This window comes from Mycobacterium sp. 852014-50255_SCH5639931 (genome assembly GCF_001665605.1).
Lineage (GTDB): Bacteria > Actinomycetota > Actinomycetes > Mycobacteriales > Mycobacteriaceae > Mycobacterium > Mycobacterium paraffinicum.
Genome location: NZ_LZSV01000042.1, coordinates 1 through 19761 on the forward strand (window position 1 = coordinate 1; position 19761 = coordinate 19761).

The window sequence follows — 19761 nt, forward strand, 5'->3', positions numbered from 1 at the left end:
CCCCCCCCCCCCCCCATTTTTTTTTTCAACCAGAACACGGCATACGCCATGTCTTAGGGTCTCGTGGGCTCGGAGATGTGTATAAGAGACAGACATCGAGGGGTGGGCGGCCGACGTCGACGCGTTACTTGCTGAGCGGGCGCGGTTGGTCGAACCGCCCACCGGCGCACTGCCGAGTCAGTTGTCGGTCAGCGGCCTGGTCGAGCTGGCGCGGGATCCCGCCGGCGCCGCACAGCGGCTCAGGCATCGGCTGCCCACCAGACCGGACCCGCATGCGTTGCTGGGCAACGCCTTCCACGCCTGGGTTCAGCAGTTCTACGGCGCCGAGTGTCTCTTCGATCTCGCGGACCTGCCGGGTGCGGCGGACTCCGACGTCGGCGACACCCGGGAACTGGCCGCGTTGCAGGCCGCATTCACCGAATCGCCCTGGGCGACCCGCACTCCCATCGCCGTCGAGGTGCCGTTCGAGATGCCCATCGGCGACACCCTGGTGCGCGGCCGAATCGACGCGGTGTTCGCCGACCCCGACGGGGGCGCGACGGTCGTGGACTGGAAGACGGGTGAACCACCGCACGGGCCGGAAGCCATGCGCCAGGCCGCCGTCCAGCTCGCCGTCTACCGCCTGGCGTGGGCCGCTCTGTCCGGTGTTCCGGAAGCGTCGGTGCGGACGGCCTTCTATTACGTGCGCGCCCGCACCACGGTGGCTCCCGACGATCTGCCCGCCCCAGCTGAACTGGCCGGGTTGCTGGCCGAGCCCGCCGTCGGCTGACCTTGCGCTGCCCGGGTACCGCGGTGGCGATCGTGGTTACATTGAGTCGTGCGTGACTCCTGCGCTGGCGTTGAGCCGATAACGGACCGCCGTGCGCAACGGTAGGTCCCGACAACTCACCGGTCTGGATGAAGCGCTGACCGCGCAGCGGGGCCATCAATTGGTCGGCGTGGTGCGCATCCCCGAGGATCACGCCAGCCCCATCCGCGTCATCACCCGGCGCGTGGCCATCGCGCTGGTGGTGTTGTTCGCCGCGGCCGTCATCGTCTACGCGGACCGCAACGGGTACCGCGACGTCCGGGGCCAGCCGCTGACCTTCCTGGACGCCGTGTACTTCTCCGCGGTCTCACTGTCGACGACCGGTTACGGCGATATCACCCCGTACACCGAGACCGCGCGGTTGGTTCACACGCTGATTTTTACTGCGCTGCGGATCGCGTTCCTGGCCGTCTTGGTCGGCACGACCCTCGAAGTCCTCTCCGAGCGGTCCCGCCAAGGGTGGAAAATTCAGCGTTGGAGGAGCAGAGTGCGCAACCACACGATCGTGATCGGCTATGGCACCAAGGGCAAAACGGCCGTCGCCGCCATCCTCAGTGACGATGCCGCCCAGGGGGAGGTCGTCGTCGTCGACACCGACCGCACCACCCTCGAGCACGCCGCCAGCGCGGGCCTGGTCACCGTCCACGGCGACGCGACCAAGGCCGACGTGCTGCGGCTGGCCGGAGCGCAACATGCGGCCTCGATCATCGTCGCCACCAGCCGCGACGACACCGCGGTGCTGGTCACCCTGACCGCGCGGGAGATTGCGCCCAACGCCAAAATCGTGGCGTCGATCCGGGAGGCCGAAAACCAGCACCTGCTGCAGCAATCGGGCGCGGACTCGGTGGTGGTCTCCTCGGCGACCGCCGGCCGGCTGCTCGGGCTTGCCACCACCACACCCAGCGTCGTGGAGATGATCGAGGACCTGCTGACACCCGACTTCGGGCTGGCCATCGCCGAGCGCGAGGTGGAGCCGACCGAGGTCGGCGGTTCCCCACGGCATCTGCGCGACATCGTGCTGGGCGTGGTGCGCGACGGCCACCTGCTGCGCATCGGCGCGCCCGAGGTGGACGCCGTCGAGGCCAACGACCGGCTGCTGTACATCCGGCAGGCCGGGCACTAGTGGCGATCGCGGACTTCCAGCTGCGGAACATTCCGCTGCTGTCGCGCGTCGGCGCCGACCGGGCCGACCAGCTGCGCACCGACGTCGAAGCGGCCACCGCGGGGTGGGCGGACGCGGCGCTGCTGCGGGTGGACTCGCGCAGTCAGGTGCTCATCGCCGACGGCCGGGTGGTGCTCGGCGCCGCGGCCACGCTGGCCGACAAGCCGCCACCGGAAGCGGTGTTCCTCGGCCGCCTCGACGACGACCGCCACGTGTGGGCCATCCGCGGCGCGCTGGAGGCCCCGCAGGACCCGGAGGTGCGCGCCGAGGTGGTGAACCTGCGCGGCCTTGGCTCGATCCTTGACGACACCAGCAGTCAGCTGGTGTCGTCCGCCGTCGCGCTGCTCAATTGGCATGACAGCGCCCGGTTCAGCTCGGTGGACGGCTCGCCCACGCGGCCGGCCCGGGCGGGCTGGGCGCGGGTCAACCCGGTCACCGGCCACGAGGAGTTCCCGCGCATCGACCCGGCGGTGATCTGCCTGGTCCACGACGGCGGCGACCGCGCGGTGCTGGCCCGCCAGGCGGTGTGGCCGGAGCGGATGTTCTCGCTGCTGGCCGGATTCGTCGAGGCCGGTGAATCGTTCGAAGTCTGCGTCGCGCGCGAGATCCGCGAGGAGATCGGCCTCACGGTTCGCGACGTGCGCTACCTGGGCAGCCAGCCGTGGCCGTTCCCGCGCTCGCTCATGGTCGGCTTCCACGCGGTCGCGGACCCGGGCGAGGACTTCTCGTTCAACGACGGGGAGATCGCCGAGGCGGCGTGGTTCACCCGCGACGAGGTGCGCGCGGCGCTGGCGGCCGGCGACTGGTCCAGCTCGGCGGACTCGAAACTGTTGCTGCCCGGGTCGATCTCGATCGCCCGCGTGATCATCGAATCCTGGGCCGCGCTCGACTGAGCCGGCGCAGCTCCCGACGCCCTAGGCGCCGGCTTCGGCCAGCTTGGCCTTGACCTCGGCCGCGCTCGGGTTGGTCAGCGTCGACCCGTCGGGGAACTTCACCGTCGGGACCGTCCTGTTGCCGCCGTTAACCGAGCCGACGAACTCCGCCGCGGCGGGATCGTCTTCGATGTCGACCGCCTCATAAGGGATTCCGTTGGACTTCAACACGGTCATGAGGCGGTGGCAGTAGCCACACCATGAGGTCGTGTAGACGGTGAGTGGGGCGTTGGTCATAGCTCGTTAACGTAGCCCGGGGACAACATGTTCCGCGCCGCGGCCGCGGTACCGATACCGGCGCGTCGCGGCAACTCGCCGACGCGCACCGTGCGGGGCCACGGTTTGTCGGCAACCGCTGCCAAGATGGACGCCATGCCCATGGTCGCCGACGCTTTGATCGCCGGACTGGACGACGAGCAGCGCGAGGCCGTGCTGGCTCCGCGCGGACCGGTCTGCGTGCTCGCGGGCGCCGGGACGGGCAAGACCCGCACCATCACGCACCGAATCGCGCAGCTGGTGGCGAACGGTCACGTGGCGGCCGGGCAGGTGCTGGCGGTCACCTTCACCCAGCGGGCGGCGGGGGAGATGCGTTCGCGGCTGCGGACGCTGGACGCCGTCGCGGGCACGGACACCGGCGTCGGCGGGGTGCAGGCCCTGACGTTTCACGCCGCGGCGCACCGGCAGCTGCGGTATTTCTGGCCGCGGGTGGTCGGCGACACCGGCTGGCAGCTGCTGGACACCAAGTTCGCCGTCGTGGCGCGGGCGGCCAGCCGCTCCCGGATCAACGCCAGCACCGATGACGTCCGCGACCTGGCGGGCGAGATCGAGTGGGCCAAGGCGTCGCTGATCGGCCCCGAGGAGTATCCGGCCGCCGTGGCCGAGGCGGGGCGGGACATCCCGCTGGACGCCGCCCGGGTCGCGACCGTGTACGCCGCCTACGAGGCGCTCAAGGTCCGCGACGAGTCGGTGACGCTGCTCGATTTCGACGACCTGCTGCTGCACACCGCGGCCGCGATCGAAAACGACGCCGCCGTGGCCGACGAATTCCGGGGCCGCTACCGATGCTTCGTCGTCGACGAATACCAGGACGTCACGCCCCTGCAGCAGCGGGTGCTGACGGCGTGGCTGGGCGACCGGGACGACCTGACCGTCGTCGGCGACGCCAACCAGACCATCTACTCGTTCACCGGCGCGTCACCGCGGTTCCTGCTCGACTTTTCGCGGCGGTATCCCGACGCGACCGTGGTTCGCCTCGAGCGCGACTACCGCTCGACCCCGCAGGTGGTGTCGCTGGCCAACCAGGTGATCGCCGCGGCCCGCGGCCGGGTCGCCGGCAGCAAGCTGCACCTGTCCGGGCAGCGTCCGCCGGGCCCGGCGCCGTCGTTCCACGAGTATTCCGACGAACCGGCCGAGGCCGCCGCGGTCGCCGCCTCGATCGCCCGGCTGATCGAGGCGGGCACGCCGCCGTCGGAGATCGCCGTGCTGTACCGGGTCAACGCGCAGTCCGAGGCCTACGAGGAGGCACTGACCGAGGCCGCGATCCCCTATCAGGTCCGCGGCGGTGAGGGGTTCTTCACCCGGCAGGAGATCAAGCAGGCGTTGTTGGCGCTGCAGCGGGCCGCCGAGCGCGGCGCCGAGGGTCCGCTGCCGGCGGTCGTGCGGGCGGTCCTGGAACCCCTCGGGCTGACGGCCGAGCCGCCGGTCGGCACCCGCGCCCGGGAGCGTTGGGAGGCGCTGACCGCGCTGGCCGAGCTGGTCGACGACGAGGTGGCCCAGCGCCCGCAGCTGGAACTCCCGGGCCTGCTGGCCGAACTCCGGCTGCGCGCCGACGCGCGGCACCCACCGGTGGTGCAGGGCGTCACGCTGGCCTCGCTGCACGCCGCCAAGGGCCTGGAGTGGGACGCGGTGTTCTTGGTCGGGCTTGCCGACGGCACGCTGCCCATCTCGCACGCGCTGGCGCACGGCCCCGAAAGCGAGGCCGTCGAGGAAGAGCGCCGGCTGCTCTACGTCGGAATCACCAGGGCGCGAATTCATTTGGCGCTCAGCTGGGCGCTGGCCCGCAGCCCCGGCGGGCGGCAGGGTCGCAGGCCCTCGCGGTTCCTCAACGGCATCGCACCGCAGGCCCGCGCCGACGCCGCCCCGGGCAAGGCCCGGCGCAACCGCGGCGCCCCGGCGCGCTGCCGCGTCTGCAACAAGGACCTGTCCACCGCCGCCGCGGTCATGCTGCGGCGCTGCGAAACCTGCGCCGCCGACGTCGACGAAGAGCTGCTGCTGCGGCTCAAGGCGTGGCGGCTGGACGTCGCCAAGGAGCAGAACGTGCCCGCGTATGTCGTCTTCACCGACAACACGCTGATCGCGATCGCCGAGCTGCGCCCCGGCGACGAGGACGCGCTGATCGCGATCCCCGGCATCGGCGCGCGCAAGCTGGAACAGTACGGGCCCGACGTGCTGGGGTTGGTGCGCGCACGCTGACCGCTGAAGGCGCAGGTCAGAAAATCGGTTGTGGTGCGGGGCGGCGACCGTTTACCCTCGAAACCGCGTTCCGGCGCTACGAAAGGAGGGTGGCCACGATGATCAACGACGCGTTCGGTGTGGGCGTGGCCGCCGCGGCGGCTGTGCTGAAGCATGCCGCCTCCACCGCCGTCCCGGCGGCCGCGCTCAAGCATCGCGCCGCCGCCGCGACGAACGCGTCCGTGCGACTCGAGGTCCACCGAATGGCCACCTAACAGCCGGTTTTCACCGAATGGCCACGGACCCGAAGTCAAGGATCCGTGGCCACAGTTTTAGGGGCAACGTTTCGAAGCCCGCTACCTGGTCCGGATCACCAAAAGGAAGCCCCGACCAGGAAGCAGGTGAGCAGGACATGTCGGTACTGACAGTCCCCAGACAGCCGTCGCCGGTGTTGCCGTGTCACACCGGCGATCCCGACCTTTGGTTCGCCGAGACCCCGGCCGACCTCGAGCGCGCCAAGGCGCTCTGCGCGGGCTGCCCGATTCGGCGCCAGTGCCTGGCGTCGGCGCTGGAGCGGGCCGAGCCCTGGGGTGTGTGGGGCGGCGAGATCATCGACCGGGGCTCGATCCTGGGCTTCAAACGACCGCGCGGACGTCCTCGCAAAGACGGGGTCGCCGCCTAGACGACCGCGCTGTCGGGCTCGGCGAAGCCCGGGATCAGCTCCTCGGACAGCCGCTTGATCGGCACCCGCGCGTCCAGCTGGCACAGAATCGCGGCCACGGACGCGATGACGCGCATCGGGATGGCCAGCTTGGGCGGCAGGTCCATCTGCCGGGCCGTCTTGATCTGCGACACCGACCGGTCGATCTGGCCCACCGTCATGCGCTGCAGCCACTTGCGCGTGTAGTGGAAGACGTCGACCTCGATGGGCTCGACGTACTGCCGCAGCATCTCGTCGATGTCGCGCACCGACACCTGCTGGCCCTTCTGGATGAAGCCGACTTTCTCCATCGTCGGCAACAGCAGGTCGTAGTTCTTGTCGCGGGCCAGCCGAATCGTCATCCCGAGCTCGATGGGGTAGCCGCCGGGCAGGGGCGCGACGGCGCCGAAGTCGATGACGCCCATCCGGTCGTCGGGGAGCAGCATGAAGTTCCCCGGGTGGGCGTCGCCGTGCAGCATGCCCAGCCGGCGCGGCGCGTCGAAGGTGAGCTCGAGCAGCCGGGTGCCGATCAGGTCGCGCTGCTCACGCGTCCCGTTGCGGATGATCTCCGCCAGCGGCAACCCCTCGATCCACTCCTGCACCACGACCTTGGGCGCGCTGGCCACGACGTGCGGTATGACGAAGTGCGGGTGGCCCTCGTAGGCCTTGGCGAAGGCGCGCTGGTTGTCGGCCTCCAGCCGGTAGTCGAGCTCCATCTCGGTGCGCTCGATCAGCTCGTCGACTATGCCCTGGACGTCGGCGCCGGGGGCGAGCTGCTTGACCATGCCGACTAGCCGCTGCATGGTTTTCAGGTCGGCGCGCAGCGCCTCGTCCGCGCCCGGGTATTGGATCTTGACGGCGACCGGCCGCCCGTCGGCCCAGACCGCCTTGTGCACCTGGCCGATGCTGGCCGAGGCGATGGGTTTGTCGTCGAACGAACTGAACCGCTCGCGCCACTTGGTGCCCAGCTGGCCGTCGAGCACCCGGTGCACCTTGTGGGCGGGCAACGGCGGGGCGTCCTTCTGCAGCTTGGTCAACGCCTCGCGGTAGGGCTCGCCGTACTCGTCCGGGATGGCGGCCTCCATCACCGACAAGGCCTGGCCCACCTTCATCGCTCCGCCCTTGAGCTCGCCCAGGACGGTGAACAGCTGGTTGGCGGCTTTCTCCATCAGCTCGGCCTGGACTTCGTCCCTCGACTTGCCGGTCAGCCGCTTACCGAAGCCGAGCGCCGCCCGGCCGGCGAAGCCGACCGGGATGCTGGCCAGCTTCGCGTTCCGCGCCGCACGACCGCGTTTGATGTCTGCCACGTATCCATCATCCATGACGGCCAGCGCGGCTCGCGCTTGATCTTCACAACACTTGATCGCCGGGTGGCCGGCGGCGCCGGGCCCTAGGTTGTGCGTTGCGGGTCGCAGTCGGCGACCCGCCGTAGGGCGCATCCGAAGGACGGTATCGACCAGGCCATGACAGCAAAGCAATCGCAGCACGACGCCGCTGACTCCTTGTTCAGGGCGATCATCGAAACGCTGGACAAACATCGAACCGACCGCACCTTGACCGCGGAGATCCTGCACCAGCTCGCGACGGCATACGAGGCGGTGTCGACGAACGTTCCGGACCAGGGCCGGCTGGGCTAGCTGCCCGATTCAGCACTGGCACAACGGATGTCGGGTCCATTGCCGCGCGACGATCGTGCCGGCGTTGAGATCGAATTCCAGCGTGGCGTTCAGCGTCTGGGGCGGACCCGGATCGGGCACCGCTTCCTGCTTGCGAACGGCCGCGATCACCCGGTTCACCTGGCTGAGCGCCAGCGCGGCGGTCGCCAGCAACGTGGCCCGGTCGGCGACACCGACGGTTTCCCGCAGCTGCGCCGAGATAGCCGGCCACGCGGCGTCGCGGTCGCGCCGATGGAGGTCGGCGCAGCCCAGGCAGCTGGTCGTGCCGGGGATGACCAGCGGACCGACCAGCCCGATGCCGTCGCGGACCCGGACCGGCAGGTGGGGGACGCCCTGGGTGTGCAGGTCGCGGACCATGCGCGGATCGGCGACCAGGTAATCGGACAGGACCACCAGGTCGACGGCCGTCGCCGACACAGTGGCGTGCGGTTGGCTGCTGTGGGCGACCCGGGCGCCCGAGCAGCGCAACGCTTCGACGAGCAGCTCCGAGAGCGGTCCGCGGCCGTGGATCCGGATGGACGGGGCTCGACCGCGGGACTTCGCGCATTCGGTCGCGACGCCCGCACCCACCAGCTGGGCGACCAGGTGCGTCAACCCCTCCGCGTCCTGCAGGCCGCGGTCGGCGGCCCGGCGCTGTAGCTCCGATAGCGGCGTCGGTGATCGCATGGACCGCAGCAGCGCGGCCAGCTCCGGCGCGGCCAGGCCGCCCGGCGGACGCACCAGCACGGCGCGGCGGGGATCCCAACCGACCTGAACGTCGCCGTCGGGCCGCAGCAGCACCGGCATGGCCGGGTCCAGCGCATAGGTAAGCAGGGCCGGTGACACGGGTGCACTGTGTCACGCCGGCGGTGACCGGCTAAGTCAGTTGTCCACAGGACCGGCGCCCGGGTCCTCGGGGTTCTCCTCGAGTTTGGCGATCGCCTCGTCGATGCCGCTGGTGTCGCCGCCGATGACCCGGTCGATGAAGCCGGCCGGGTCGTCGAGGTCCTCGGCGTCGGGCAGCAGATCGGGGTGTTGCCAGATGGCGTCGCGGGCGTCCACGCCGGCGGCCTCGGTGAGGCGCTCCCACAACGCGGCGGCTTCGCGCATCTTGCGGGGCCGCAGCTCCAAGCCCACCAACGTCGCGAACGTCTGCTCGGCCGGGCCGCCGGTGGCACGCCGGCGGCGCAGCGTCTCGCTGAGCGCGGCCGCACCCGGAATCCGGTCGCCCAGGGCCGCGTTCACCACCACCTGCACCCAACCCTCGATCAACGCGAGCAGCGTCTCGAGCCGTTCCAGCGCCTGCGTCTGCGCGGGGGTCGCCTTGGGCTCGAAAACGCCTTGCCCCAAGAGGTTTTCGATGGCTGCAGGGTCCGACAGTGTTGCCGGGTTGAAGTCGCGGGCCAGCTCTTCGATTCCGCTCATGTCGATCTGCATGCCCATCGCGTAGGCCTCCACGGCGCCCAGCACCTGGCTCGACAGCCACGGCACGTGGCTGAACAGCCGGTGGTGGGCAGCCTCGCGGGCGGCCAGGAACGTCAGGATCTCGCTGCGGGGCTGCTCGAGTCCGGCGGCGAACGACTCCAGGGCATCGGGCAGGATCGCGGCAATACCCTTGGGCCCCAGCGGCAGACCGATCTCGGTCGACGTCAGCACCTCGCGGGACAACCGGCCCAGCGCCTGCCCCAGCTGGGAACCGAAGGCCATACCGCCCATCTGCGACATCATCGCCATCAGCGGGCCGGCCATGCTCTTGGCCTCCTCGGGCAGCGACGACGCCCACACCGTCGAAATCTGTTGTGCCATCGGGTCGCACAACCGCTTCCACGTCTGAAGGCTGTTGTCGACCCAGTCGGCCGGGGTCCAGCCCACCGCCTTGCTGGTGCCGGCGGGCAGCGCCGTGGCGCCGTCCAGCCAGGTCTCGGCGAGGTGCACCGCGTCGGCGATCGCCGAGTGGGTCGTGGCCGGGATGGGCGCCACGAACCCGATCGAGTTCGTCGCAACCCGGCGCGCAAGCTCGTAGTTGACCGGGCCCGACTTTTCGCCGCCGGCCATGCCGGTGCCCGCGCTGCTGAGCATCTGGCCCAGCTGGGTGAAGATCTGTCCCAAGTCGCCCATGCCGAACTCGCCGCCCATGCCGAATGCGCCGAACGGATCAGAGCCACCAGAGCCCGGATTGGGATCTTTCTTCCCGGGTTTGTCGGGGTCCTCTCCGGAGGAGAAGCCGAAAGGCAGGTCAGCCATACCGTCAACGGTACTCACCGCGGGAAGGGGGTGGGCGATCTCGGGTCAGCTTGTGGCTGAACCGGGCGCGGCGGGCTCCGTCTAGTGTAATCGGCGTGAACAGGCGGATTCTGACCTTGATGGTCGCGCTGGTGCCGATCCTGGTCTTCGGCGTGCTGCTTGCGGTGGTGACGGTCCCGTTCGTCTCACTGGGCCCCGGTCCCACCTTCGACACGCTTGGTGAGGTCGACGGAAAGCAGGTCGTGGCGATCGAGGGCACCTCGACGCATCCGACTACGGGACACCTGAACATGACCACGGTGTCCCAGCGCGACGAGCTGACGCTGGGCGAAGCGCTGACGCTGTGGCTTTCGGGTCAGGAACAGCTGGTTCCGCGCGATCTGATCTACCCGCCGGGCAAGTCGCGGGACGAGGTCGACAAGGCCAACAACGCGGACTTCAAGGACTCCGAGGACAGCGCCGCGTATGCCGCCCTGGGATATCTGAAGTACCCCGCCGCGGTCACGGTCGCCAAGGTCACCGATCCGGGTCCGTCGGCCGGCAAGCTGAAGGACGGCGACGCCATCGACGCGGTCAACGGCACCCCGGTTGCCGACGTCGACCAGTTCACGGGATTGCTGAAGAGCACCAAACCCGGCCAGACGGTGACCATCGATTACCGACGCAAGAACGAGCCGGCCGGCGTCGCGCAAATTACGCTGGGCGCGAACAAGGATCGCGACTACGGCTTCCTGGGCGTCGCCGTGCTGACTGCGCCCTGGGCGCCCTTCGTCGTGGATTTCAACCTCGCCAACGTGGGCGGGCCGTCGGCCGGCCTGATGTTCAGCCTGGCGGTGGTCGACAAGCTGACCACCGGTGACCTCACCGGGTCGAAGTTCATCGCGGGAACCGGCACCATCTCCGCGGACGGGAAGGTGGGCCAGATCGGCGGCATCACGCACAAGATGGTCGCCGCGCACGCGGCGGGCGCCACCGTCTTCTTGGTGCCGGCCAAAAACTGCTACGAGGCGAACTCGGACAATCCGTCCGGGCTGCGCCTGGTGAAGGTCGAGACGCTCAGCCAGGCGGTCGACGCGCTGCACACGGTCGCATCCGGGGGCCAGGCGCCAAGCTGCTGAAGCTCGGCCGGGATCGCGGGCCGCGCGATGCGTAGAGTTGTCACCGTCGATCAATCGAGCAGGGAGCGTAGCCAGTGGGGATGCGGCCCACCGCACGGATGCCGAAGCTGACTCGGCGTAGCCGGATTCTGATCCTGATTGCACTGGGTGTGATCGCTTTGCTGCTCGCCGGCCCGCGGCTGATCGACGCGTACGTGGACTGGCTGTGGTTCGGTGAGCTGGGCTACCGCTCGGTGTTCACGACCGTGCTGGTCACCCGATTCGTGGTCTTTCTGGTGGCCGGCCTGCTGGTGGGCGGGATCGTGTTCGCCGGTCTCGCGGTGGCCTATCGCACCCGCCCGGTGTTCGTGCCGAGCGGTGACAACGATCCGGTGGCCCGGTATCGCGCCGTCGTCCTCGCCCGGCTGCGGCTGGTGGGGATTGGGGTGCCGGTCGCGATCGGCCTGCTGGCCGGCATCATCGCGCAAAGCTACTGGGTGCGCATCCAATTGTTCATGCACGGCGGGGACTTCGGCATCCGGGACCCGCAGTTCGGCAAGGACCTCGGCTTCTACGCGTTCGACCTGCCGTTCTACCGGCTGCTGCTCAGCTACCTGTTCGTGGCCGTGTTCCTGGCCTTCATTGCCAACCTGTTGGCGCACTACGTCTTTGGTGGTATCCGGCTTTCGGGCCGCACCGGCGTGCTGAGCCGCTCGGCCCGCATCCAGCTGGTCACCGTGGTGGGGCTGCTGGTGCTGCTCAAGGCGGTCGCGTACTGGCTGGACCGTTACGAGTTGCTGTCGCACACCCGCGGCGGCAAGCCGTTCACCGGCGCCGGGTACACCGACATCAACGCGGTGCTGCCGGCCAAGCTGATCCTGATGGCGATCGCGCTGATCTGCGCCGCCGCGGTGTTCTCCGCGGTCGTGCTGAAAGATTTGCGGATCCCCGCCATCGGCCTGGTGTTGTTGCTGCTGTCGTCGATGATCGTGGGCGCCGGGTGGCCGCTGATCGTCGAGCAGATCAGCGTCAAACCCAATGCCGCGCAGAAGGAAAGCGAATACATCGGCCGCAGCATCACGGCGACGCGGCAGGCGTATGGCCTGACGTCGGACGTGGTCACCTATCGCACGTACTCCGGCGACACGCAGGCCACCGCCCAGCAGGTGGCCGACGACCGGGCCACCACCTCCAACATCCGACTGCTCGACCCGACCATCGTCAGCCCGGCGTTCACCCAGTTCCAGCAGGGCAAGAACTTCTACTACTTCCCCGACCAGCTGTCCATCGACCGCTATCTGGACCGCACCGGCTCCCTGCGCGACTACGTCGTCGCGGCCCGGGAGCTCAACCCCGACCGGCTGATCGAGAACCAGCGGGACTGGATCAACCGGCACAGCGTCTACACACACGGCAACGGGTTCATCGCGTCGCCCGCCAACACGGTGCGCGGCGTCGCCAACGACCCCAACCAAAATGGTGGCTACCCAGAGTTTTTGGTCAACGTCGTCGGCGCCAACGGCAACGTGGTGTCCGACGGTCCGGCACCGCTGGACCAGCCGCGCATCTACTACGGACCCGTCATCTCAAGCACGTCCGCCGACTACGCGATCGTCGGCCGCAACGGTGCCGACCGCGAATACGACTACGAGACCAGCGCCGAGACCAAGAACTACACCTACACCGGGCTGGGGGGCGTGCCCGTCGGGGACTGGTTGTCCCGCAGCGTGTTCGCCGCCAAGTTTGCGGAGCGAAACTTCCTGTTCTCCAACGTGATCGGCTCCAACAGCAGGATCCTGTTCAACCGCGACCCGGCGCGGCGGGTGGAGGCGGTGGCGCCGTGGCTGACCACCGACAGCTCCGTGTACCCGGCGATCGTCAACAAGCGACTGGTGTGGATCATCGACGGCTACACCACCTTGGACAACTACCCGTACTCCGAACTGACCTCGCTGGAATCGGCCACCGCCGACTCGAACGAGGTGGCGTTCAACAAGCTGGCGCCCAACAAGGACGTCTCCTACATCCGCAACTCGGTCAAGGCGACGGTGGATGCCTACGACGGGACCGTGACGCTGTACCAGCAGGACGAGCAGGACCCGGTGCTCAAGGCGTGGATGCGGGTCTTCCCCGGCACGGTCAAGCCGAAGAGCGACATCACCCCCGAACTCGCCGAGCACCTGCGCTACCCCGAGGACCTGTTCAAGGTGCAGCGGATGCTGCTGGCCAAATACCACGTCAACGATCCGGTGACGTTCTTCTCCACGTCCGACTTCTGGGATGTGCCGCTGGACCCCAACCCGACCGCCAGCAGCTACCAGCCGCCTTACTACATCGTCGCGAAAAACATTGCGAAGAACGATAATTCGTCGTCATATCAGTTGACGAGCGCGATGAACAGGTTCAAGCGCGACTATCTGGCCGCCTACATCAGCGCCAGCTCCGACCCGGCGACCTACGGCAGGATCACCGTGCTGACCATCCCGGGTCAGGTCAACGGGCCGAAATTGGCGAACAACGCGATCACCACCGACCCGGCGGTGTCCCAGGACCTCGGTGTGATCGGGCGCGACAACCAGAACCGGATCCGCTGGGGCAACCTGCTCACCCTACCGGTGGGCCAGGGCGGCCTGCTCTATGTCGAACCCGTCTACGCCTCCCCGGGGGCCAGCGACGCCGCCTCGTCGTACCCGCGGCTGATCCGGGTGGCGATGATGTACAACGACAAGATCGGCTACGGCCCCACGGTGCGCGACGCCCTGACCGGGCTGTTCGGTCCCGGTGCGGGCGCGGCCGCGACGGGCATTCAGCCGACCGAGGCCGGGAACAACCCCCAGGCGGCACCGCCCGGCACCCCGCCTCCTGCGGCCGGGACACCGGGATCGCCACCGCCGGCGGCGCTTCCGCCGGTTCCCGACGGGTCGGTGACGCTGTCCCCGGCCAAAGCCGCGGCCCTGCAAGAGATTCAGACGGCGCTGGGCGCGGCAAAGGACGCCCAGAAGAAGGGCGATTTCGCCGGTTACGGCGCCGCCCTGCAGCGGCTGGACGACGCGATCACCAAGTACAACAACACCAAATAGCTTTCAGGCGTAGGCCGTTCGGAACCTCTCCCGATAGGCCTTCGGGCTGATGCCCAGGTGATTGACGAACACCCGCCGCAGGGTTTCGATGCTGCCGAAGCCGGCCATGCCCGCGGTCTCGGTGACCGACCGGCCGGATTCCAGTGCGCCACGGGCGAAATCGATCCGAACCAACTCGACATAGCGGGCCGGGGTCATCCCCAGCTCGGATTGGAAGAGCCGGGTCAGCTGACGGGTGCTCAGTGACGCCCGGGCCGCAAGGGATTTGACGCTGTGGTTTGCGGCGGGGTTGGCCGCGACCGCATCGATGACCGCCCGCAGCGGCGAGTCCGGCGGGGGATCGGCCTCGACCAGCACCGAGAATTGTGATTGCCCCCCTGCGCGTTTGAGATAGACGACCAGCCACCGGGCCACGTCGCGGACCAGCTCGGTCCCGTGATCCATTTCGACCAGCGCCAGCGCCAGGTCGATGCCCGACGAGATCCCGGCCGAGGTGAAGACATCGCCGTCGCGGACGAAGATCGCGTCCGGCTCGACGGTGACGTCGCGGAAGGCCCGGGCCATCAACCGGGCATCGTGCCAGTGCGTGGTGGCGCGCCGGCCGCTGAGCAGACCGGCCTGCGCGAGGATGAACGACCCTGTGCAAATGGACGCCATCCGCCGGGCCCGTCCCGACACCGACCTGACGGCCTCGACGAGCGCGGGGTCGATCGCCCGCGCCGGCAGGTGGTCGCTGCCAGCGACCAGGACGGTATCGGCGGAACCGATCGACGCGACGCTGTCGGTGACACCCAGTCGAGTCCCGATCGACGTGGTCACGTCCCGCCCGTCCACCGACGCGATCTTGAGCTCGTAATCGGCGCCGAACCGGTTCGCCTCGACGAACACTTCACCCGCTCCCGCGACGTCCAACAGCGTCACGTCGTCGAAGACGACGATCACCACCACCCGCGAACGCGCTCCCGCTTCAGCCACGCAAAACATTGTGTCGCTTTCTGTGGACAGGACGGCCCGAACGCCCACGGTCGTTGAGCGCGTGCGGGCGCACACTGGCGGTCATGACCACCCAATCCATCGAAACCATCGCCGGCATCCGCATCCCCGACTCGCCGCTGGTGCGCGAGGCCACCGACTTCATCCGCGAGGTCGAGGACGACCTGCTGTTCAACCACTCGCGGCGGGTGTTCCTCTTCGGCGCGCTGCAGGGCCTGCGGCGCGGCCTGCAACCCGACCTGGAGCTGCTGTACGTCGGCGCGATGTTCCACGACATCGGGCTCACCGAGCGCTACCGCACCTCCACGATCCGCTTCGAGGTCGACGGGGCCGACGCGGCCCGGGACTTCCTGACCGCCCGCGGCGTCGACGATGCCGAGGCCGACAAGGTGTGGCTTGGCATCGCCCTGCACACCACGCCCGGGGTGCCCGAGTTCCTCGCACCCGAGGTCGCCTTGCTGCAAGCCGGCGTCGAAGTCGACGTGGTCGGCGTCGGCCGCGAATCCCTGGCCCCCGACGCCCTCGCCGCGGTGACCGCCGCGCACCCGCGGCCCGACTTCAAGAACCGCATCCTCGCGGCGTTCAACGACGGCATGAAGCACCGCCCGCAGACCACCTTCGGCACCATGAACGCCGACGTGCTGGCGCACTTCGATGCCGGCTTCGAGCGCGCCGACTTCGTCGACGTCATCCTCAACAACAGCTGGCCCGAATAGCGGAAGGGAGCGGACCGATGGATATCTACGAAGCGCTGTACACCACCCGGATGATGCGGCGGCTGCGGCCGGACCCGATCCCGCTGGAGACGCAGGCGCGCATCCTCGATGCGGCCGTTCGGGCTCCCAATGGGGGCAACACCGAGCGTTGGCACTTCGTGGCCGTGGACGATCGGGAACTCATCCGCGAGTTTGCCCAACTGTTCCGGGAGGCCCGCGCCATCGAGTACGAGAAGTTCAGCGCGGGGGCCGGGCCGATGGTGGCGACGGCCCCGGGTGCGGACCCGACCGCCCACACCGAGACGATGCGCCGAATGCAGGGCTCGGGAAATTACCTGGCGGATCATTTCGAAGAAATCCCCTTGCTGCTCTTCGTCTTTGCCATCGACGACCTGGGGGGCGCCAACATCTACCCGGCGATCTGGAGTGCGTTGCTGGCCGCCCGGGCCGAGGGGGTCGGCGGCGTCATGACGATGGTGCTCCGCAATTTCGAGGACGAGGTGAAGGAACTGCTGGGCGTGCCCGTCGAGGAAGGCTGGGAGATGTCGGCCATGCTGGCCCTCGGCTATCCCCGGGGGAAGTGGGGTGTCGCGGCCAATCGGCGCCCCGTGCACGAGGTTTCCTCCCGCAACGGCTGGGGCAAGCCCTTCGGTGTGGAAGTGCCGCAGCCGTTGTGGCCATCTGAGAGGAACGCGAAATGACCAACGCGAACGAAATCGGAGTCACCGTGGTGCAGCCGGGGGAAGGTGAGTACGTCGCCCTCCCCGGATTCGGGGCGGTCTTCAAACTGTCCAGCAAGACCAATGGGGGTGAGGTATCCATCGTCGAGCACCCGTTCGAAGTCGGCCTGCTCACCGCCGCGCACATGCACACCCGCGAGGACGAGCACTCGATCGTGTTGGCCGGTGAGATCGGCTTCCGATCCGACGACAGCGAAGTGGTCCTGGGTCCCGGTGGCTACATCACCAAGCCCCGCGGTCAGATGCACGCGATGTGGAACGCCGGCAGCCAGCCGGGCCGCATCATCGAAGTCATCACCCCGGGCGGATTCGAGAACTATTTCCGCGAGCTCGGGGAGCTGCTCGTTGAGCATGCCGACGACCCGGTCGCCGAGGTCCTGCACGAGTCGCCCGAATTCGGCGAGCTGGCCGACAAGTACGGGCTGACCTACGGGTCGCCGGACTGGATGGACGACATCGCGCGGCGCTACGGCCTGAACCCGCCATCGCACTGAGCGGGCGCCGCACCCCCGCTGAGCCCGCGATTTGGTCGCCGTGATGCGGGTTCGGTAACCTGGCATTCACCAACGCGGGGTGGAGCAGCTCGGTAGCTCGCTGGGCTCATAACCCAGAGGTCGCAGGTTCGAATCCTGTCCCCGCTACTAAGCGAACGGCCCCCGGAACCACTCCGGGGGCCGTCTCCGTGCCGCGTGTGAGTGAAATTGCGAATGTTGGGCGCGGGAGCGTCGGTCCGGCTCGGGATCAGAATCGTGCCCCACCTGCGCCGCTATGACTCGCGAGAGACGATCACCACCGATTGCGCCGCATGCGCGACGGCCGTGCTCACCGAGCCGAGCAGCATGCCGGCGAACCCGCCGCGACCGTGACTGCCGACGACGACGACTTGTGCGGACTCCGAGTGCTCGATCAATTGACGAGCCGGCTGATCGCACGCCACCACACGTCGCACCCTGACATCGGGGTAGCGCTCCTGAAATCCGGCGAGCCACTCGGCGAGCGCCTGTTGTGCCTGCACCTCCATCATCTCGAGATCCAGGCCTGGCACTTCCGACATGCTGACGTCCGACCACGCATGCAATGCCACCAACTCCACGCCCCGGCGAGAGGCCTCGTCAAAGGCGATCTCCGCCGCCAGTTTTGATGCCGCCGAACCGTCGATGCCCACCACCACCGGTGCCTGCGGGCGCCGCGGGGCCTCATCATGGACGATCGCGACCGGGCAATGCGCATAGTTGACCAGGCCGGTGCTGGCCGAACCGAACGGGACCCGGCTGAACGCGCCTTCGCCCCGGTATCCCACGACCATCATGTCCGCGATCTTGGATTCATTGACGAGCGTGGAAACGGTCGGGCCACGTACCACCACGCTGTACACGAACGGCGGGCCATGGTCGGCGGTGCTGTCGGCGACCACTTTGCGCGCGTCTTCGAGAATTTGCCGTGCCTTTTCGTCCTGCCGTTCGAAATAGTCTTGAGGAATCGGAATCGCCGGCCACGGCGCAACCGCCGGCACGACCGGTGCGATGACGTGCATGAGTGTCAGCGGAACATTGCGTATCGCCGCATCGCGAGCCGCCCAGTCGACCGCCGCCATCGACGAGGCTGATCCGTCAACACCGACCAAAATGCCACGATGGGTTTCGTGCCCGGACATGTCGTTCCCCTGCTTCTCTCGTTAAACGACTTGGAACTGGGTGACGCCCATCAATTCACCGCTGGGGCTGCAGTATCTTGCGAATTTCCATCGGGAGCTGACCCAGCGCCTTGTCGATCTGGGCAACCGGCAGATGATGCAAGACGGCCGCGGTGGTGGCCGCGGCGGCTGTCCCGACGTCGTCGAGTGCGATGTTCGCCTCACGCGAGAATCGGACGGCGTAGGCCTTGGCGTCGTACTTGTCGGGGACGGCGTTGGGATTCCATGCCTGGTAGAAGATGCCCCTGATCAGGTCGGGAAGCTGGGCCGCAAAATGAGCGCTCGCCTCCACCGTGAGCCGATCGCGGAGCGTGTGTAGCCAGGCCCTCAGGACTCGGTAGGCGAACTCGCGGTCCTCCGTGTCGAATTCCTTGGCCACGTCGTTGATCCATGTGTGTGCGGCATCGATTGCGTGATCGACCGCTGTAACCCTGGTTCTCGTCGCCATGGTTGCCTCTGCTCTCCTCGAGGAGAAGTCAACTCCGTGGCGCCAGACGCGAAGAAGGGGCGATGGACTCCGCGCGGGAGGACTTTCGGCCACTCGTTGCGGCACCACGTCCGCTGGACTTCGGCCCACCAAGCCCTTTCATGCGGCCTATCGGGGCAGCACGGCCTCGATGGCGCTGATCACCTCGGGGGCGTCGGGCTCGGTGCGGGGCCGGAATCGTTGAACCACCTCGCCGCCGGGTGCGATGAGGAACTTCTCGAAGTTCCACTGGATGTCGCCCGCCTCGCCGGCGGAATCGGCGGCTTTGGTCAACTCGGCGTAGAGCGGGTGGCGGTCGTCGCCATTGACGTCGGTCTTCGCCAGCAGCGGGAAGCTCACGCCGTACGTCGTCGAGCAGAACTCCCGGATCTCCTCAGCCGTGCCCGGTTCCTGGCCCATGAACTGGTTGCAGGGGACACCGACGACCGTCAGGCCGCGGTCGCCATAGTCCTCGGCCAGCTTTTCCAGCGCCGTGTATTGCGGGGTTAGGCCGCATTTGGAGGCGACGTTGACGACCAGCGTTGCGCCGTCGGCCAATTCGGCCAGCGTGGTCGGCCGGCCGTCGAGGGTTGTTAAGGGGATGTCTTTGAGGGTCACACCGACGACGCTAACCCACGGATTGTGCGAACGGCGGTTCGCATCACGAGGACCGCCAAGGTACATTCCTGTGGGCTTCGTTATTGCATATGTGTACAGGGCCCCTCCTAGGGGAAGGATCGCCGCGGCACCGGGCCGCTGCGCAGAGATGAGGGGCGCTGGTGACAACGTCTTCCCCGGTGCAGATCAATTCCCAGCGCCTCCCGCCGTACCGGTGGATCTCCGTCGCCGTGCTGGTGGTCTTGGCCATCGTCTTCACCCTCGTGTACGTGCAATTCCGCGGCGGCTTCACGCCGAAGACGAAGCTGACGATGCTGGCGTCGCGGGCTGGGCTGGTGATGGATCCGGGCTCGAAGGTCACCTACAACGGGGTCGAGATCGGCCGGGTGGGCAACATCTCGGAGAC

General features: G+C 68.3%; 20 protein-coding genes, 1 tRNA gene and 1 pseudogene. 14 read left to right on the forward strand and 8 right to left on the reverse strand.

Annotated features, from left to right (window positions below):
- Nucleotides 1-103: 103 nt before the first annotated feature.
- From A5758_RS24160 to nudC, 3 genes and pseudogenes are all read left to right on the forward strand, one after another.
- Nucleotides 104-769: pseudogene (locus A5758_RS24160) on the forward strand (RecB family exonuclease); the annotation flags it as partial.
- A 91-nt stretch (nucleotides 770-860) separates the two neighbouring features.
- Nucleotides 861-1931, forward strand: a complete 1071-nt coding sequence (locus A5758_RS24165) for a TrkA family potassium uptake protein (RefSeq protein ID WP_067745410.1) — start codon at nucleotides 861-863, stop codon at nucleotides 1929-1931.
- On the forward strand, nucleotides 1931-2863 hold the full coding sequence (gene nudC / locus A5758_RS24170; RefSeq protein WP_067745423.1) for an NAD(+) diphosphatase: 933 nt from the start codon (nucleotides 1931-1933) through the stop codon (nucleotides 2861-2863). Before A5758_RS24165 ends, nudC begins: the two co-directional genes overlap by 1 nt.
- 21 nt (nucleotides 2864-2884) lie before the next feature.
- Here nudC and mrx1 read toward each other — a convergent pair whose 3' ends face one another.
- Nucleotides 2885-3139, reverse strand: coding sequence for a mycoredoxin Mrx1 (gene mrx1, locus A5758_RS24175; RefSeq protein WP_067745426.1), 255 nt, complete (start codon nucleotides 3137-3139; stop codon nucleotides 2885-2887).
- A 135-nt stretch (nucleotides 3140-3274) separates the two neighbouring features.
- Here mrx1 and A5758_RS24180 point away from each other — a divergent pair, with 135 nt between their 5' ends.
- The 3 genes from A5758_RS24180 to A5758_RS24185 all read left to right on the forward strand — a co-directional run bounded on the left by A5758_RS24180 (nucleotide 3275) and on the right by A5758_RS24185 (nucleotide 6035).
- A complete protein-coding gene (locus A5758_RS24180; protein WP_197504054.1) occupies nucleotides 3275-5374 on the forward strand; it encodes an ATP-dependent DNA helicase UvrD2 in 2100 nt (699 codons plus the stop codon).
- 98 nt (nucleotides 5375-5472) lie between these two features.
- Nucleotides 5473-5628, forward strand: coding sequence for a hypothetical protein (locus A5758_RS25965; RefSeq protein WP_197504055.1), 156 nt, complete (start codon nucleotides 5473-5475; stop codon nucleotides 5626-5628).
- Between the two features lie 137 nt (nucleotides 5629-5765).
- Nucleotides 5766-6035 (forward strand): WhiB family transcriptional regulator, encoded by a 270-nt coding sequence (locus A5758_RS24185; RefSeq protein WP_067205546.1) that lies wholly within the window; start codon nucleotides 5766-5768, stop codon nucleotides 6033-6035.
- Here A5758_RS24185 and A5758_RS24190 read toward each other — a convergent pair.
- The gene (locus A5758_RS24190; protein WP_067745429.1) at nucleotides 6032-7375 is read right to left on the reverse strand and encodes an AarF/ABC1/UbiB kinase family protein; all 1344 of its coding nucleotides are present in this window, start codon (nucleotides 7373-7375) and stop codon (nucleotides 6032-6034) included. The two genes, A5758_RS24185 and A5758_RS24190, sit on opposite strands and share 4 nt — an antisense overlap.
- Nucleotides 7376-7516: 141 nt before the next feature.
- Between A5758_RS24190 and A5758_RS26125 the strand changes: the two genes are divergently transcribed.
- Nucleotides 7517-7690, forward strand: a complete 174-nt coding sequence (locus A5758_RS26125) for a hypothetical protein (RefSeq protein WP_197503801.1) — start codon at nucleotides 7517-7519, stop codon at nucleotides 7688-7690.
- A gap of 9 nt (nucleotides 7691-7699) precedes the next feature.
- Here the strand turns inward: A5758_RS26125 and A5758_RS24195 are convergent, their stop codons facing one another.
- A complete protein-coding gene (locus A5758_RS24195; protein WP_067745453.1) occupies nucleotides 7700-8515 on the reverse strand; it encodes a TOMM precursor leader peptide-binding protein in 816 nt (271 codons plus the stop codon).
- 75 nt (nucleotides 8516-8590) lie between these two features.
- Entirely contained in the window at nucleotides 8591-9970 is a 1380-nt protein-coding gene (locus A5758_RS24200; RefSeq protein ID WP_197504053.1) for a zinc-dependent metalloprotease, read from the reverse strand.
- 77 nt (nucleotides 9971-10047) lie between these two features.
- On the opposite strand from A5758_RS24200, the gene A5758_RS24205 reads away from it, so the two are divergent.
- Nucleotides 10048-11070, forward strand: coding sequence for a PDZ domain-containing protein (locus A5758_RS24205; RefSeq protein WP_067205555.1), 1023 nt, complete (start codon nucleotides 10048-10050; stop codon nucleotides 11068-11070).
- A gap of 74 nt (nucleotides 11071-11144) precedes the next feature.
- Nucleotides 11145-14129, forward strand: coding sequence for a UPF0182 family protein (locus A5758_RS24210; protein WP_067745435.1), 2985 nt, complete (start codon nucleotides 11145-11147; stop codon nucleotides 14127-14129).
- A gap of 3 nt (nucleotides 14130-14132) precedes the next feature.
- Here the strand turns inward: A5758_RS24210 and A5758_RS24215 are convergent, their stop codons facing one another.
- Complete coding sequence (locus A5758_RS24215; RefSeq protein ID WP_197503805.1) at nucleotides 14133-15113, reverse strand: GlxA family transcriptional regulator; 981 nt, start codon at nucleotides 15111-15113, stop codon at nucleotides 14133-14135.
- 74 nt (nucleotides 15114-15187) lie between these two features.
- Here A5758_RS24215 and A5758_RS24220 point away from each other — a divergent pair, with 74 nt between their 5' ends.
- From A5758_RS24220 to A5758_RS24235, 4 genes are all read left to right on the forward strand, one after another.
- A complete protein-coding gene (locus tag A5758_RS24220; protein ID WP_067745438.1) occupies nucleotides 15188-15838 on the forward strand; it encodes an HD domain-containing protein in 651 nt (216 codons plus the stop codon).
- Between the two features lie 17 nt (nucleotides 15839-15855).
- On the forward strand, nucleotides 15856-16539 hold the full coding sequence (locus tag A5758_RS24225) for a nitroreductase family protein (RefSeq protein WP_067745441.1): 684 nt from the start codon (nucleotides 15856-15858) through the stop codon (nucleotides 16537-16539).
- Complete coding sequence (locus A5758_RS24230; RefSeq protein WP_067745444.1) at nucleotides 16536-17072, forward strand: cupin domain-containing protein; 537 nt, start codon at nucleotides 16536-16538, stop codon at nucleotides 17070-17072. The genes A5758_RS24225 and A5758_RS24230 overlap by 4 nt, the downstream gene beginning before the upstream one ends.
- Nucleotides 17073-17145: 73 nt before the next feature.
- A tRNA-Met gene (locus A5758_RS24235) sits at nucleotides 17146-17219 on the forward strand.
- Between the two features lie 125 nt (nucleotides 17220-17344).
- Here A5758_RS24235 and A5758_RS24240 read toward each other — a convergent pair.
- The 3 genes from A5758_RS24240 to A5758_RS24250 form a co-directional block, all read right to left on the reverse strand.
- Nucleotides 17345-18232, reverse strand: coding sequence for a universal stress protein (locus A5758_RS24240; protein ID WP_067745447.1), 888 nt, complete (start codon nucleotides 18230-18232; stop codon nucleotides 17345-17347).
- Nucleotides 18233-18287: 55 nt separating this feature from the next.
- Nucleotides 18288-18719 (reverse strand): DUF2267 domain-containing protein, encoded by a 432-nt coding sequence (locus tag A5758_RS24245; protein ID WP_067205572.1) that lies wholly within the window; start codon nucleotides 18717-18719, stop codon nucleotides 18288-18290.
- Nucleotides 18720-18866: 147 nt separating this feature from the next.
- Nucleotides 18867-19355, reverse strand: coding sequence for a glutathione peroxidase (locus A5758_RS24250; RefSeq protein WP_067205575.1), 489 nt, complete (start codon nucleotides 19353-19355; stop codon nucleotides 18867-18869).
- Between the two features lie 179 nt (nucleotides 19356-19534).
- On the opposite strand from A5758_RS24250, the gene A5758_RS24255 reads away from it, so the two are divergent.
- Nucleotides 19535-19761: MlaD family protein (locus A5758_RS24255; protein ID WP_156622775.1), on the forward strand; the 227-nt coding region annotated here is incomplete at its 3' end.

What these genes read in the sequence shown, in the direction of transcription:
- A5758_RS25965 (WP_197504055.1), top strand. Translation starts at nt 5,473, where the DNA reads ATGATCAACGACGCGTTCGGTGTGGGCGTGGCCGCCGCGGCGGCTGTG.
- A5758_RS24180 (WP_197504054.1), top strand. Translation starts at nt 3,275, where the DNA reads ATGCCCATGGTCGCCGACGCTTTGATCGCCGGACTGGACGACGAGCAG.
- A5758_RS24245 (WP_067205572.1), bottom strand. Translation starts at nt 18,719, where the DNA reads ATGGCGACGAGAACCAGGGTTACAGCGGTCGATCACGCAATCGATGCC.
- A5758_RS26125 (WP_197503801.1), top strand. Translation starts at nt 7,517, where the DNA reads ATGACAGCAAAGCAATCGCAGCACGACGCCGCTGACTCCTTGTTCAGG.
- A5758_RS24220 (WP_067745438.1), top strand. Translation starts at nt 15,188, where the DNA reads ATGACCACCCAATCCATCGAAACCATCGCCGGCATCCGCATCCCCGAC.
- A5758_RS24230 (WP_067745444.1), top strand. Translation starts at nt 16,536, where the DNA reads ATGACCAACGCGAACGAAATCGGAGTCACCGTGGTGCAGCCGGGGGAA.
- A5758_RS24240 (WP_067745447.1), bottom strand. Translation starts at nt 18,232, where the DNA reads ATGTCCGGGCACGAAACCCATCGTGGCATTTTGGTCGGTGTTGACGGA.
- A5758_RS24185 (WP_067205546.1), top strand. Translation starts at nt 5,766, where the DNA reads ATGTCGGTACTGACAGTCCCCAGACAGCCGTCGCCGGTGTTGCCGTGT.
- A5758_RS24225 (WP_067745441.1), top strand. Translation starts at nt 15,856, where the DNA reads ATGGATATCTACGAAGCGCTGTACACCACCCGGATGATGCGGCGGCTG.
- A5758_RS24215 (WP_197503805.1), bottom strand. Translation starts at nt 15,113, where the DNA reads ATGTTTTGCGTGGCTGAAGCGGGAGCGCGTTCGCGGGTGGTGGTGATC.
- A5758_RS24190 (WP_067745429.1), bottom strand. Translation starts at nt 7,375, where the DNA reads ATGGATGATGGATACGTGGCAGACATCAAACGCGGTCGTGCGGCGCGG.
- mrx1 (WP_067745426.1), bottom strand. Translation starts at nt 3,139, where the DNA reads ATGACCAACGCCCCACTCACCGTCTACACGACCTCATGGTGTGGCTAC.
- A5758_RS24195 (WP_067745453.1), bottom strand. Translation starts at nt 8,515, where the DNA reads ATGCCGGTGCTGCTGCGGCCCGACGGCGACGTTCAGGTCGGTTGGGAT.